The following is a 14,608-nucleotide window of genomic DNA, read 5'->3' on the forward strand; positions in this document are numbered from 1 at the left end:
GAGCAGTCATAATAGTGAAATTTAACTTTAAGTTGTTGATGATTATATAAATTAAATATCATGTCATAGCTAAATTTTATAACTTAAATAAGGATAAATCTCAGTAGAAAACTTTGATTAAACTTAAAAGCAATTAATACAGCGTATGTAATTGCGAAAAATAAAAAACTTTAAATTTTACGTTAATAAAACATTGGGTTAATTTAATCAGTCGTTCTAAATGATAAAAAAGAGTTATTGTTTTAATCTCTAAGGAAAATAAGCAGAAATAGCTTCCAAAGTTCAAGTTGTACAAAAGCCTGATAAACCTTAATACTGTAGTCGGATTTTTTTCCAAGGTATTGTTGAGCATGATGATGTCATAGCTTAATTTGATCACTGGGAATAAGCCATGCGTCGTCAAAATTTATGGATAGCAATTCTTGCTGCGACAGCAACATTAGGAACATCTGCAACTTATGCGGACTTTGTTGACGACAGCCAAGTACAATTGAAATTTAAAAACTTCTACTTAGACCGTCAAATTAAAGAAAATCCGGCGGGTAACTGGGGTTCATGGTCACAGGGTGTGACTTTGGATGCCAAGTCAGGGTATCAAGATATTGGTGCAGGTATTCAAGTGGGTGCTGACCTTTTGGTTCAACATGCATTTAAACTTAATGCACGCGATAAAAACCCAGACTGGATCTTGCCGCACGATGGTAAAGAGTCAAAAGATCATTTTGGTAAGGTCGGTGCAACTCTAAAAGTTAAATTTTCTGAAACTGAATTAAAAGTAGGTGACTTATTACCAATGTCACCTGTGGTGTTTTTTGACCCATCGCGTCAATTGTTAACGACTTATAGCGGTGCATGGTTAGAATCAAAGGATTTAAAAGATACTAAATTAACTTTGGCTTATTTAGACGGTATTAATGCACGTTATGATAACCAATACCAAGATTTTACGTTGTTCCCTCAAAATAATTTTTCTGCTGCTGAAGCGAATAAATTAAGCACAGACGATGGCATGTATCTTGTGGGAGTAGATCATCAATTTACCCCTAAAGTAGGTGGAAGTTATTGGTATGCGGATGTAACCAACATCTATCAACAACATTATGTCGCTGCAAACTATAAAACGACTTTGGCTGAAAAAACTAAGCTGGATACCCATGTACGCTATTTTGACAACAGCGAATCGGGTGACAAGCTGTATGGCAATATTGACAGCCAGGCCGTGTCTGCGGGTGCAAAAATCAACAATGGGATGCACACTGTACAGTTAGGTTATCAACAAATGTTTGGTGAGCACGGTACAAAAGCCCCAATGTTCCCGACCTTGGGCGGGTGGGTGCCGCAGCCTTACTTAGACAACTGGTCTGTGGCGAGCTTCATTCGTAAAGATGAGCGTTCTTGGAGTTTGGGTTATACCTATAATTTTGCTGATGTGGGTGTTCCTGGTTTAACAGCGACAGTACGTCATTTCCGCGGTGACAATATCGATCTGGGCGCAGGCAAGCCAGAAGGTAAAGAAAACGAAAATAACGTCATTGTGAACTATGTTGTGCCAGAAGGTAAGCTTAAAGGTTTAGGCTTTAATTATATGTTCATCGATACCAATTTTAACTTTGCGAATGACTTAGAAGAACACCGTATCGCCACGACTTACACTTATAAATTCTAAAGCTAGATAAAAATTAGAGCGGCTTTTTATAGTCGCTCTTTTTTTAATATTTACTGAATAAATACCTTATATAAATTAAGACTTTTATTTTATTAAATTTATAAAATTCAAAGAGTTGTTTAATCGTTTTTTTGTAGGTTGCGATCGTAAATTTGTATCAGTTGATGCCGTGTGAACAGGTAATATAAGCCTGTAAAAGTAATGTTGAATGAGTCCACTTGACGTCAAATTCTATACCTAGAGCCAAACGCAAGCTAAAGACTGTACGAGGAGTATATATGAGCACTGTTCAAATCCCTGACTATACAACAGATCCATTCTTTGGCTTAGAAGATAAATGGATTGAAACAGCAGAAGGCGAATTAACGCATTATCATGAAGTGGGTGAAGGTACACCTATTCTATTTTTACACGGTTCAGGTACAGGCGTATCGGCTGCTGCAAACTGGTGGTTAAACTTGCCACAAATTGGTGAGCAAGCACGTTGTATCGCCATTGATACCATCGGCTATGGTCAAACTGTGGTTGCACCGGGCACACAATATGGCATCCGTGCATGGGTAGATCATGCTGTACGTACGTTAGATGCCCTAGGTATTGAAAAAACTTGGTTAGTGGGTAACTCACTCGGTGGCTGGTTAGCATTCCAAATGGCTTTGGACTATCCAGAACGTGTATTGGGTATCGTGTCTATGGGTACAGGCGGTGCTAAACAAACTGCAGCACTTAAAGCACATGCAAACCCTGTATTAACCGAAGAAGGCATCAAGAAAACCTTGTCTATGTTTGTTGTAAACAAAGACTTGATCACAGACGAATTGGTAAAAGTACGTTTCGCTTCTGCTGCAAATGACTATGCATCAAATCGTTTGATGGATGTTGTTGGCGCACGCGACCGTGACCGTTTCGAATTCCCACTCGACTTTGAAAAAATGAAAGACATTACTGTGCCAGTATTGTTGATTCACGGTGTACAAGACGTGGTGATTCCAGTATCTCGTACGTGGGATATTTTGAATACCGTTCCTCATGCTGATGCGCATATTTTCAGCCAATGTGGCCACTGGTCTCAAGTTGAAAAAGCAGAAGAATTCAACACCGTGATTAAAGATTATTTAAAAGCGCGTGGTGTGTAATTTCTTGTCACTGACATGAAATTCAAAAAAAGGATGGTTTTGCCATCCTTTTTTTTATATAAATCTTTTGAAAGAAATACTTTAAATGAGTATTATTCTCATTAATGGGTCGACAGTGTACGGTCTAAATCAGTAAAAAGACATAAAATAAGCTCATCTGAATGGTTGGGGAAGGGGAATTATTTATTAGACTTAAGTTGTAAATCGGCAATTTTTAGCAATTTTTATCAATGTCTAAACTAAAATTTATAAGTTATTTTCCATCAAGTCGATATGCATGATAGATAAAATGCGTCGATTAAAACATTTAAACGATTAAAAAAGCGACTTTTTAGCCATAAAAAAAGCACCATTATTCATTTTAAAAATAATGGTGCTATATCTATAAATTATGACTTGGCGAAAATTAACGCTGTTCGCGATTAATATCGAGATAAAAAACTTTGGTTAGCAGTTCAAGGAATTTATCTACAGCCACAGAACTCGCCGTTTTTCGGTAACTTACATACAAGTCTAGATACGGTAATTCGACATCTAAAGGACGAATCACCGTATTGTTCATGGTCAATGGCGCGATGTATCCCGGTAGGATCGTGCAGCCTAAGCCCATGCCGATGGAGTTAATGTTAAACAGGATATTGTCGGCTTTTTGCACGATATTAAATTGAATATCATGGGTCGAAGCAAAGTCCAAAATGGCTTCATGCAACGTGCCAGATTGTTCACGTGCAGGAATGATAAAATCAATCCCATTCAATGCTTTAACTGGAATGCGCTCGTACTTCGCTAAAGGGTGATCTTTGGGTAAAATAAAGATCAGCGGTTCACGCAGTACAAACTGACTTTCAATTTCGTCGCTGTGGAAGTTATTGCGGGTAAAAGTGATGTCCAGTTCACCTTTTTGCAGCAATTTCATCTGATCACGGTTATTTAAACTGAGTAATTCAATCTTGAGTTCTGGGTTCTGAACACGTAAATTTGGCAGCACATAAGGGAAGATTTTCATCTCTGCAACAGGGACAAAACCAATGCGCAGCATCTGCTGTTTGGCTTGTGAAACCTGACGTGCCATAGCCACAGCTTTGTCTGCTTGTGCCAAGGTTAAACGTGCTTGTTCTAGAAATACGGCACCTTCTTCTGTGAGCTCAACTTTACGTTTAGTACGGTGCAACAGTTTTACGCCGACATCTTCTTCAAGATCTTTAATTTGTTGGCTTAAAGAAGGTTGAGCAGTATAAAGTTTTAACGCAGCTTTACTGAAATTGAGTTCTTCAGCGACAGTAATAAAGTAGCGTAAGTGTCGTAATTCCATATAATCAACCCGTGGAGTAATCCAAAAAATGTCTTACTTAGAAGTCCGTTCAGTATAATCTATAAACAACTATTGCGTGAAGATTATTTTACCATTCACGAAATAAATGGTGTTCTCGGCAATTTAAAAAAAATGCTATAAAAAAAATCTACCGTAATAATCCATAAAATCTCTTAATTAAAACAAAATAAATATTTCCCGAATATCGCTCTAAAATCCATCATCGTTGAAAAGTTGAGTCTATTACTTTGTGCCTTATGGTCACAGGAGAGCTTTTCATGAGTGGAAAAATTGATGTGCGCGAAATCGATGCTTTAGTCGATGCACAAAATGGACGTATCACGCCATCTATCTATACCGATCCAGACATTTACGAACTTGAATTAGAACGTGTGTTCGGTCGTACATGGTTATTCCTATGCCATGAGAGCCAAATTCCTAAAGCCGGCGATTTCTTCAATACCTATATGGGTGAAGATCCAATCATCGTGGCACGTCAAAAAGATGGCTCAATCAAAGCATTCTTAAACCAATGTCGTCACCGCTCTATGCGTGTGAGCTTCGCGGACTGTGGTAATACACGTGCATTTACTTGCCCATACCACGGCTGGTCTTATGGCATTGATGGTTCTCTAAAAGATATCCCGCTTGAAGATCGTGCTTACCCACATGGTGCATGTAAAGAGCAATGGGGTCTGGTAGAAGTTAACCGCGTTAAATCATACAAAGGCTTAGTATTCGGCTGCTGGGATGAAACAACTCCAGATCTAGAAGAATACATGGGTGATATCGCTTGGTACCTGGACGGCGTTGTAGACCGTCGTGAAGGTGGTACTGTGATCGTTGGTGGTGTACACAAATGGGAAATCGACTGTAACTGGAAATTTGCAGCTGAACAGTTCGCTTCTGACCAATACCACGCGTTGTTCTCTCATGCATCTGCGATTCAGGTGCTTGGTGCTAAACCAGATGATGAATCTTCTAAGAAATTAGGTGCTGCACAAACTGCCCGTCCAGTTTGGGAAACTGCCAAAGACGCGATCCAATACGGTTCACGTGGTCACGGTTCAGGCTTCTTCTTCACTGAGAAACCAGACGCAAACGTATGGGTGGATGGTGAAGTAGCAAACTACTTCCGTGAAACGTATGAAGAAGTGAAAGAACGCCTAGGTGAAACTCGTGCACTGCGTCTTGCTGGTCACAACACCATGTTCCCAACACTATCTTGGTTGAACGGTACTGCAACGCTTCGTGTATGGCACCCACGTGGTCCAAACAAGACTGAAGTATGGGCATTCTGTATCTGTGATGCGGACGCGCCAGAAGATGTACAAGCAGCATTTGAACGTTCTGCAACACGTGCCTTCGGTCCTGCTGGTTTCCTTGAGCAAGATGACTCTGAGAACTGGATTGAAATTCAAAAAGTTTTACGTGGTTATAAAGCCCGTCAAAACAAATTAATTATGGAAATGGGTAAAGGTAACGAGAAAGTACGTGAAGATGGTATCCCGGGTATCACTAACTACATTTTCTCTGAAACTGCAGCGCGCGGTATGTACCGTCGTTGGGCTGACCTATTGATTCATGAAAAATGGGAAGACGTTGAAGCTGCGGCTGACGAATATGAGAAGGAGCTTATGAAATGAGTCAAGTTAGTTTGGAACTCCATCACCAAATTAGTCAGTTCCTTTATCAAGAAGCCAAGCTTCTTGATGACTGGAAGTTCCGTGATTGGTTGGCTGTGTTAGCGGAAGATATTTCTTATACGCTTCGCACCACACCAAACGCGCAAACACGTGACCGTCGTCGTTCGATTGAGCCGCCAACAACTTGGGTATTTAACGATACTAAAGATTTGTTGGAACGCCGTGTAGCTCGTTTAGAGACAGGTATGGCTTGGGCTGAAGAACCTCCTTCACGTACAACACACATGGTTTCAAATGTGATTGTTGAAGCGACAGAAGTTGAAGGCGAATACGACGTTTACGTAACGTACTTGTTGTACCGTACCCAGAAAGAGAAAGATGTAACAATCTACTGTGGTAAGCGTCACGACAAGATCCGCAAAGTTGACACTGAGCAAGGTTTCGAAATCTTCAACCGTAAGATTACCCTTGATCAGGTGACTTACAACTCACATAACCTGAGCGTGTTCTTCTAATGAATAAGATTTTTGTTTGCCAAGTTGACGAATTAGACGAAGGCGAAGCATTGAAAGTAGATTGCGGCGTGAATGGTATCGATGCGCTTGCAGTATTCAACAACAATGGCGAATTTTTCGCGATGAACGACCGTTGTTCACATGGTAATGCTTCAATGTCTGAAGGTTACCTTGAAGATGATGGCACTGTTGAATGTCCACTTCATTCGGCTCGATTCTGTTTGAAAACTGGTCAAGCATTATGCTTACCAGCAACAGATCCTATCAAAACATTCCCTGTGATTGTTGAAGATGGTGCTTTATACGTAGAGATGGCAGGAGAGTAATCATGGGTTGGCTACAAGGCGAAGTTGCACTTATTACCGGTGGTGGTTCAGGCTTAGGCTGGGCATTGGTTGAACGTTTCTTAGAAGAAGGTGCACAAGTTGCTGTTCTTCAACGTTCTCAATCGAAAGTTGATGCATTGAAAGAACATTTTGGTGACCGCGTGCTTGCGATCGCAGGAGATGTAGCCAGCTATGAGGATAATGTTCGTGCAGTTCAAGCAACTGTAGAACATTATGGCAAACTTGACTGTTTCGTCGGAAACGCAGGTATCTGGGATCATTACGCAGATATCGTCAATACATCGGGTGAACAGCTGGAAAAAGCTTTTGATGAGATTATGGGTATTAACACCAAATCTCTCATCTTAGGTGCCAAAGCTGCACTTGATGCATTGATAGCTTCGGAAGGTTCTATCATATTTACTTTGTCTAACTCAGCACTGTATTCGGCAGGCGGAGGCCCTGTATACACAGCGTCTAAGCATGCTGGCGTTGGGATCATGAAAGAATTAGCCTACGAGCTTGCGCCTAAAGTACGAGTGAACGCTGTTGCTCCGTCGGGTATGAATGTAAACATCAAAGGTGCTGCTTCTTTAGGCCAAGAAAACCTCGGTCTACTCGATGCACGCGATCCTGAGAAGATTGCACGCGGCATGCCGCTCAATTTCTTACCCGAACCTGAAGATATGACTGGTTCATACGTGTTATTGGCTTCTCGTCAAAACAACCGCCCATTAACTGGTGTTTTAATTAATGCTGAATGTGGTCTGGGTATCCGTGGTTTACGACAACCACGTGCTGGCTTCTTTGACGAGATTTAATTCGCCAAAAACGTAAAGGACTTACTCGGCAGCCGTTTTGGCTGCCTTCCGTTTAGGAGTCACCCATGGCCGTTAAACTCATTTGTGCATCGCACAGTCCCCTAATGGAATTTGCTTCTCCGCAAGAGAAATACAAAGAGGAAAAAGTTCGCGAAACTTTTGCCCAACTTGCTAAAGAAGTTGAAGACTATAATCCAACATTGATCATTACTTTTGGTCCAGACCATTTCAATGGTTTCTTCTATGACCTCATGCCATCTTTCTGCGTCGGTATTCGTGCCAAAGCAGCAGGTGATTGGGATTATGGTAAAGACAATGACCACATCAATGTGCCTGAAGAAACAGCAATCAGTCTGGTTCGTCGTGTGTTGGATGAAGGTGTTGATGTTGCGTACTCATACCGTATGCAAGCAGATCATGGCGTGACTCAACCATTACATTTCCTTTGTGGTGGCAAGCTTGATCGTTATCCAACGATTCCAATTTTTATCAATGGTGCAGCTGCACCGATGCCAACAACCAAGCGTACAGTCGCTTTGGGTCGTGCAGTCGGTCAGTTCATTAAATCATTGAACTTAGAGAATGAACGTGTACTTGTTTTGGGTACAGGTGGTTTGTCTCATGATCCACCAACGCCGCAAATGGGTTCAGTTCCACCAGAAGTGGAAGAGTTCCTGATTGCAGGTCGTAATCCAACTGAAGAGGCACGTAATACACGTCAAGGCAAAATCATTGCTGTCGGTCAAAAACTCGCAGCGGGTGATACTTCTGTCGCAGTGCCTTTAAACCCAGAATGGGATCGTGCATTGCTTGATACTTTCGCCAAAGCTGACTTTGCTGCCATTGAAGCGATGACTGAAGCTGAAATTCGTGTTGAAGGCGGTCGTGGTGGTCAAGAAGTTCGTTCTTGGATGGCTGCTTTTGCTGCACTACATGAAGTGGGCGAATACGACATGACAACACATTGCTACGAAGACATTAGTGAGTGGATTGCGGGCTTCGGCATCGTATCTGCAGAATTGAAATAAGGAACAAACCCATGAGCCAAAATGGTATCGAAACCATCGTTATTGTTGGAGCTGGTCAAGCTGGTGCTAGCGCCATTTTAGAACTCCGTGCGAACAAGTATGAAGGCAAAATCATTTTGGTGGGTGATGAAACACATCTTCCTTATGAACGTCCGCCTTTGTCTAAAGACGTAATTCTAAAACCTGAAGAGACCAAAATCGAAATTCTGTCAGAAGAAAAATTGGCAGAACTCGGTGTTGAACATATTCGTGGCAATGGCGTTGTGAAAATCCATAGCGATGCAAAAACAGTTGAACTGAAAAATGGCGAAATTGTTGCATTTGACAAGTTGCTTCTAGCAACCGGTGGTGCAGCACGCCGTTTACCGAATTTCGATGCTTTGGGTAAACACGTTTATACCTTACGTAACCTTGAAGATTCACAAGCATTGGTGCCTGTATTACAAGCGGGTCGCCGTATTGTATTGATCGGCGGTGGTGTGATTGGTCTTGAGCTTGCTTCTTCAGCACGTTCTAAAGACTGTATCGTGACCGTGATTGAAATGGGTCCGATGGTCATGGGTCGTTCATCTCCACGTGTTTTAAGTGAATTCTTATTGGCACAGCAACGTCTTGCAGGTGTAGATGTTCGTCTTTCGACTTCTATTGCTGACTGTAAGTTTGATGGCGAAGAAGTGGTGATCACGCTTGAAGGCGGTGAAGAACTTCGTGCCGATGCAGTGATCTATGGTATTGGCATTGTGCCAAATGCTCAACTTGCGGTTGATGCAGGTTTAGACGTTGATTTTGCCATTAAAGTGAATGATAACTGCCAAACTTCGCATCCAGATATTTATGCAGCGGGTGACGTTGCGACTCAGCTTCGTGACTGTGGTAACCACCGTCGTGTCGAAACTTGGGAAAATGCGAACTTGCAAGCAGGTATCTTTGCTCGTCATGTAATGGGTGTTGAACATCCAACCCCAAATCCAGCGTGGTTCTGGACAGATCAGTTAAATATCAACTATCAATTTGTGGGTGATATGGCTGCAAGCGAATGGATTGCACGTGGCGAAGTAAATCCTGAATTAGCTGCAGAATCATCATTTGTTTTATTTGGTGTTACTGATGGTGTAATCGTGGGTGGTATCACTGTGAATGCTGCGAAAGAAATGCGTCATTTGAAAAAATTGATTAGCAAGAATGCGGCGTTTGAAGCGGATAAATATTTAGATTTAAGCCAAGATTTACGTAAACTTGTAAAGTAAGCTGAATGTCTAAGAGGAGCAGACTTGCGGTAACGTAGGTCTGTTTTTTTATGTCTTTAGTTTTAGCGTCGCACTTATAAAGCTATTTTGTAGTCCATGTATATAGTTTTAGCTTATGTAGATCTATTCAACGGTTTTAATCCTCCCCAGCCCTCCTTTTTCAAAGGAGGGAGTAGTCTTTGTGAAGAATGGATTTCGTTTAGATGTTTCCCTCCTCTTTTTTTTAAGAGGGGTTAGGGGAGATTATTGATCGTTTGAAGAGAAGTCCTTATACCCCAAACGATCGGGTGGCATTCATAACGCCTCCAATTTAGTTGATAAAGGGGAGAACAATAATTGGTCTTAAACTTTATTAGTTAATGGTCTTACGAGTAGTTCCAGATCTGAATAGTGGGTTTCAGGTTAAGTCGTTAGAACAATCAAATTTGAGAATGAAATGAAATCTTCACTGCCGCTGACGGCAAGTATATATGCTCTTTTGGTACTGATTTGGGCGACGACGCCGCTCGCGATTGTGTGGAGTGTGCAGGAAATACATCCGATGTGGGTGTTGATTATCCGTTACTTCGGCGCATCTATTATTGCGCTGTTTCTGTTGAAATTGATGCGTGATCCTTTGCCGTTTGATGAAACCTCATTAAAAAGTTATGTGGCAGGGAGTTTGAATTTGATTGGCGCACAGTTGTTTATTTATCTCGCAGCCAATTATCTCACCTCTGGTTTAATGGCACTGATTTTTGGTTTTTCACCCTTAATTGCCGGTTTGATTGGGCATGTAATTTTAAAAACACATAAATTGGTCGCTTTGCAGTGGTTGGGCATGGCGGTTGCAGTGGGTGGTCTAACTTTTGTCTTTGCAGATTCTGCTGATAGCAAAGTCAATCCAATTGGCGTTGTACTGATGCTAATCAGCATGGTGTCGTATATTAGTTCGATTTTTTGGGTGAAGCAGATTAATGCACCGTTAAAGCCAATGTCTCAGGCAACAGGTTCTCTGATTGTTTCTGCCTTGGGTTCGGCACTCATCATTCCTTTTATCTGGCAGCATTTTCCAACCGAATTGCCAAGTGGCCGTGCCATGATAGGTTTTGTCTTTACCATGATCCTGTCATCTATTGTGGCAATGCTGTGTTACTTCTGGCTGATCAAACGTTTGGCGGCATCAACGGTGTCACTCAGTAATGTTATGACACCTGTCATAGCATTGGTTTTGGGAGCGACGTTGAACAGTGAACATATTAGCTCCAATGCCTTTGTTGGAATCGTGGTCGTGATGTTTGGTATTGTGATGTACTTTTGGAAAGAGTGGCGCGAGCAATATTTTAATAAAGTACGTTGAACCGTGTACATCTACAGAATTATAAGGAAGCTGCGGCTTCACTGCTGTCCCACAATTTTTCACAAGAGGAAGCTCATTTGAGCTTCCTCTTGTTTTATGGGTATTTTATCGGGTGAAAATAAAGCTTTTAAAGTTCTTCTTTCAAACAAATTCACTTGAATTATTCTGAGTAAACGTTGAACTGTCCAACCTGTTTTTCCTAAATGTTGAGCGAAACTCACCAATAAATAGGCGATCATCGCAATCCAGATTTGTGTCTGAATTGCGTTCCTGCTGCGACCTAGAAACGCTTTTAATTTGAGATTCTGCTTAATCGCCTTAAAGAACAGCTCAACTTTCCAACGATCTTTATAAATCGCCGCAATGGTGGAGGCGGCTAAATGAAAGTTATTGCTGAGAAAGCTAAAGTGCTTGCCACTTTGCTGATCTCTATATTCAATTCTTCTTAACACTGGGGCTTTTCTTTTTAGGGCATGTGCGCTATTCAGCTGAATGGTTTCATCTTTTAGAATACCTTTGGATTCAAGCACTGGATGTTGCTGGATCACCTGATACACAGATTTAGGCCTAAAACGTGTGACAAATCCAATGTTTTGAGCAGTCAGATTTGCATACCATTGGTAATCGACATAGCCTTTATCAAAAACTACAATGCTGCCAGCAGGAAACTGGAATTTGCGGCCTTGTACCATGTCATTTTCTTTGCCATTTTCAACTGCAACAAACTCAGGAATATCATTGCTGTGATTCAATCCTATACTGAGTTTCATGCTGGCTTTTGAGTCGTGAACTTTGGCCCATTCACATAAGGAAAGCGACAGGTCAATATGACTGGCATCCAAGGAATACAAGGGATTCTTAAAGCGAAACTTATGAGCGACTTTTGAGTGGTCATAGTATTTAAGCAACTTGTAAAATAGCTGTTGATACAAGGCAGCAGGCTGCTGCTCATTGATTCGTGCCAGCGTGCTTCGGGGAATAGACTTTGCTCCGAGATGACTTAGCTTTTCCTGTTGGCACTCCAAATTGGATTGAATATCTCTCAGACTTTGCCTACAAGAGAATTGAGACATCAATATGGCAATAAACTGATCCCACCGGGAAGCCGCTCTAAATTTCTGTCCAACATGGTGCACTTTAGCAAGTTGTTCAAAATCCTGTCGCACAACAGGTTTAATTAGCTCATGAAATACGGTATTCTGATGTGACAAAACCTGAATCCTGGTCGTTAAAGTGTTTGTTTGCACTCATATTTTAACTGTTAGGACTCAGGTTTTTTTATTTAAAGCAAACTATGGGACAGCAGTGGCTGCGGCTTCCTTTTTTTTCTATACCTTTGCGCTAAAGAGCGTGTTTCACATGGAACATGATGGCATTGTCGAAACAATCGACAGTTGGTGTAAAAACAACAAAATAACAAACAACAGCTACAGTCAGTTTGAGTACTATGGAATGAGTTATAAAATCAAATAGATCTGTTTGATAAAAATAAATTTAGGACAATTTTAAATGTCTGAATCTAACAAAATCGTGGTATATGCAGCGCTCTTCGGCAATTTAGCGATTGCACTGGTGAAGTTTGTCGCTGCCTATATCACGAATAGTTCGGCCATGTTGAGTGAAGCTATTCACTCTGTGGTTGATACTTTAAATGAAATCTTACTGCTCTACGGTATGAAAAAATCGCAGCAGCCAGCAAATGCACGCCATCCGTTTGGCTATGGGAGAGAGCTGTATTTTTGGGCTTTTATTGTGGCGTTGATGGTCTTTGCTTTGGGTGCGATCGTGTCGATTTATCAAGGGATTAGTCATATTTATCACCCCGAAGAAATGCAAAATCCGATGATTAACTATATCGTATTAGGTATTGCGATTTTGTGTGAAGGGACCTCTTGGTTTGTGGCATTGAAAGCATTTCGTAAAATCAAAGGGAAACAGGGCTATTTTGAAGCATTTCGGCGCAGTAAAGATCCGACGACATTTACCGTGTTATTTGAAGATTCAGCAGCGCTGATTGGTCTGTTTATTGCCCTGATCGGTATCTATTTATCACACGCGCTGAATATGCCAATGCTTGATGGTCTGGCATCAATTCTAATTGGGGTTGTACTCGCTATTTCAGCAATTTTACTTGCACGTGAGACTAAAGGATTGCTCATGGGAGAAACTGCTGACCCACAATTGAGGCATAATGTCTTGATGGTTGCAGAGCAAGATCCAGCAGTGCATTCTGCCAATGGGGTGTTAACAGAGCAGATGGGTGCACATCAAGTTTTGGCATCTTTGAGTCTTGAATTTAAAGATAATTTAACGTCAGATGATATCGAAGCTTGTGTCAACAGAATTGAAGCACAAATTAAACAGCTTCATCCTGAAATTGTGGCACTCTTTGTCAAGCCTCAATCTCGGAAGGTTTGGCTTGAGCGCATGAAAGGTCGTCTTGATCAATAGGTCTGCGAGGTTAAATACTTTGCAAGGTTTGTCAGCATAGTGAATGAATTTTAAATACACATGAATCAAAAAACTCAATCAGCACAGTTTCAAATCAGTACTGAACGCTGTATGAAACATACGTGGACGAAGCCTGTATTTGATTATCTGGCAACTGACCATTTTAATGGGGAAAAATTCTTTAATACCCTTCGAAATCCAGATGCGTTTACGCGTAAAGATATTCTGAAATGGATCATGACGCGTAAAAGCGATACATGGAAAGTAGATCGTGAGCAAGAATACCAACAGTTTTTTGCTTCTTCGCGTAGCATTCCGCACAATCGGCCATTGGCTAAAATGGATGATTGGTTGGTTTGGTTTGTCGGACATGCGACGGTTTTGATTCAAATTGGGCCATATAATTTTTTGACCGATCCTGTATGGGCGGAGTATGCAGGCCCACGTCAAGGGACTGGACCACGACGTGCTTGTCCTGCAGGAATTGCCTTAGAAGAATTACCTACAATTCATGGGGTTTTACTAAGCCATAATCATTATGATCATATGGATTTAGCAACCTTGAATTGGTTACATGAACAATTTGCTATGCCGATTTATACTGGTTTAGGCAATGCTTATTATTTACCCACACATTTCAATGTCATTGAACTTGATTGGTGGCAATCGGAAATGTTTGAAGATTTGCGTATCGTTTATACGCCTGCACAGCATGGTTCAGGTCGTGGTTGGCGAGATCAAAATCATGCCTTATGGGGAGGTTTTTCCATCGTGCATAGTACAGGACATTTCTTCTTTGCTGGAGATACGGGCTATGCCGCACATTTCAAACAAATCCATACACGCTTAGGTGCACCCCGAGTAGCGTTATTACCGATTGGAGCTTATGAGCCACGTCGTTTAATGAAATATTTGCACATGAATCCCGAAGAAGCTTTTCAGGCGCATAAAGATTTACAGTCAAAATGTTCATTGGCAATGCATTATCGGACGTTTCAGTTGACTGATGAAGCTAGAGACCAACCTGAACATGACTTACATCATGCAATGCGAAAAACATCAAAGTTAATGAATCCATTTTTAACCATGCATGAAGGCAAAAAATTGATTGTTTAAGGATT

At 41.3% G+C, this 14,608-nt stretch carries 13 protein-coding genes; 11 read left to right on the forward strand and 2 right to left on the reverse strand.

Features of this window, described 5'->3' with window-relative positions; translation table 11 throughout:
* The first annotated feature begins 391 nt into the window (after window positions 1-391).
* Together MST16_RS01985 and MST16_RS01990 are read left to right on the forward strand one after the other, a co-directional pair.
* Window positions 392-1,666, forward strand: a complete 1,275-nt coding sequence (locus tag MST16_RS01985; protein WP_180010268.1) for an OprD family outer membrane porin — start codon at window positions 392-394, stop codon at window positions 1,664-1,666.
* 278 nt (window positions 1,667-1,944) lie between these two features.
* Window positions 1,945-2,802: an alpha/beta fold hydrolase gene (locus MST16_RS01990; RefSeq protein WP_180010269.1), complete on the forward strand. Its 858-nt coding sequence runs from the start codon at window positions 1,945-1,947 to the stop codon at window positions 2,800-2,802.
* Between the two features lie 406 nt (window positions 2,803-3,208).
* Here MST16_RS01990 and hcaR read toward each other — a convergent pair whose 3' ends face one another.
* Window positions 3,209-4,114: a DNA-binding transcriptional regulator HcaR gene (gene hcaR / locus MST16_RS01995; protein WP_180002937.1), complete on the reverse strand. Its 906-nt coding sequence runs from the start codon at window positions 4,112-4,114 to the stop codon at window positions 3,209-3,211.
* A gap of 278 nt (window positions 4,115-4,392) precedes the next feature.
* On the opposite strand from hcaR, the gene hcaE reads away from it, so the two are divergent.
* The 7 genes from hcaE (at window position 4,393) to MST16_RS02030 (ending at window position 11,036) form a co-directional block, all read left to right on the forward strand.
* Window positions 4,393-5,760, forward strand: coding sequence for a 3-phenylpropionate/cinnamic acid dioxygenase subunit alpha (gene hcaE / locus MST16_RS02000; protein WP_078192774.1), 1,368 nt, complete (start codon window positions 4,393-4,395; stop codon window positions 5,758-5,760).
* Entirely contained in the window at window positions 5,757-6,275 is a 519-nt protein-coding gene (hcaF, locus tag MST16_RS02005) for a 3-phenylpropionate/cinnamic acid dioxygenase subunit beta (RefSeq protein ID WP_180010270.1), read from the forward strand. Before hcaE ends, hcaF begins: the two co-directional genes overlap by 4 nt.
* Window positions 6,275-6,601: a 3-phenylpropionate/cinnamic acid dioxygenase ferredoxin subunit gene (gene hcaC / locus MST16_RS02010; RefSeq protein ID WP_067763933.1), complete on the forward strand. Its 327-nt coding sequence runs from the start codon at window positions 6,275-6,277 to the stop codon at window positions 6,599-6,601. Before hcaF ends, hcaC begins: the two co-directional genes overlap by 1 nt.
* A 2-nt stretch (window positions 6,602-6,603) precedes the next feature.
* Window positions 6,604-7,422 (forward strand): 3-phenylpropionate-dihydrodiol/cinnamic acid-dihydrodiol dehydrogenase, encoded by an 819-nt coding sequence (hcaB, locus tag MST16_RS02015; protein WP_078192772.1) that lies wholly within the window; start codon window positions 6,604-6,606, stop codon window positions 7,420-7,422.
* A gap of 65 nt (window positions 7,423-7,487) precedes the next feature.
* Window positions 7,488-8,450, forward strand: a complete 963-nt coding sequence (locus MST16_RS02020) for a 3-carboxyethylcatechol 2,3-dioxygenase (RefSeq protein WP_180010271.1) — start codon at window positions 7,488-7,490, stop codon at window positions 8,448-8,450.
* A gap of 11 nt (window positions 8,451-8,461) precedes the next feature.
* Window positions 8,462-9,697, forward strand: a complete 1,236-nt coding sequence (hcaD, locus tag MST16_RS02025; RefSeq protein ID WP_180010272.1) for a 3-phenylpropionate/cinnamic acid dioxygenase ferredoxin--NAD(+) reductase subunit — start codon at window positions 8,462-8,464, stop codon at window positions 9,695-9,697.
* Between the two features lie 436 nt (window positions 9,698-10,133).
* The gene (locus MST16_RS02030) at window positions 10,134-11,036 is read left to right on the forward strand and encodes a DMT family transporter (RefSeq protein WP_180010273.1); all 903 of its coding nucleotides are present in this window, start codon (window positions 10,134-10,136) and stop codon (window positions 11,034-11,036) included.
* Window positions 11,037-11,095: 59 nt separating this feature from the next.
* On the opposite strand, the gene MST16_RS02035 is transcribed toward MST16_RS02030, so the two are convergent.
* Complete coding sequence (locus MST16_RS02035) at window positions 11,096-12,247, reverse strand: IS4-like element ISAbe18 family transposase (protein WP_104425765.1); 1,152 nt, start codon at window positions 12,245-12,247, stop codon at window positions 11,096-11,098.
* A gap of 298 nt (window positions 12,248-12,545) precedes the next feature.
* On the opposite strand from MST16_RS02035, the gene MST16_RS02040 reads away from it, so the two are divergent.
* The gene (locus tag MST16_RS02040; protein ID WP_078192768.1) at window positions 12,546-13,487 is read left to right on the forward strand and encodes a cation diffusion facilitator family transporter; all 942 of its coding nucleotides are present in this window, start codon (window positions 12,546-12,548) and stop codon (window positions 13,485-13,487) included.
* 60 nt (window positions 13,488-13,547) lie between these two features.
* Entirely contained in the window at window positions 13,548-14,603 is a 1,056-nt protein-coding gene (locus MST16_RS02045; protein WP_180010164.1) for an MBL fold metallo-hydrolase, read from the forward strand.
* Window positions 14,604-14,608: the final 5 nt, after the last annotated feature.

Source organism: Acinetobacter sp. YH16040_T (assembly GCF_024605785.1).
GTDB classification, from domain to species: Bacteria; Pseudomonadota; Gammaproteobacteria; order Pseudomonadales; family Moraxellaceae; genus Acinetobacter; species Acinetobacter amyesii.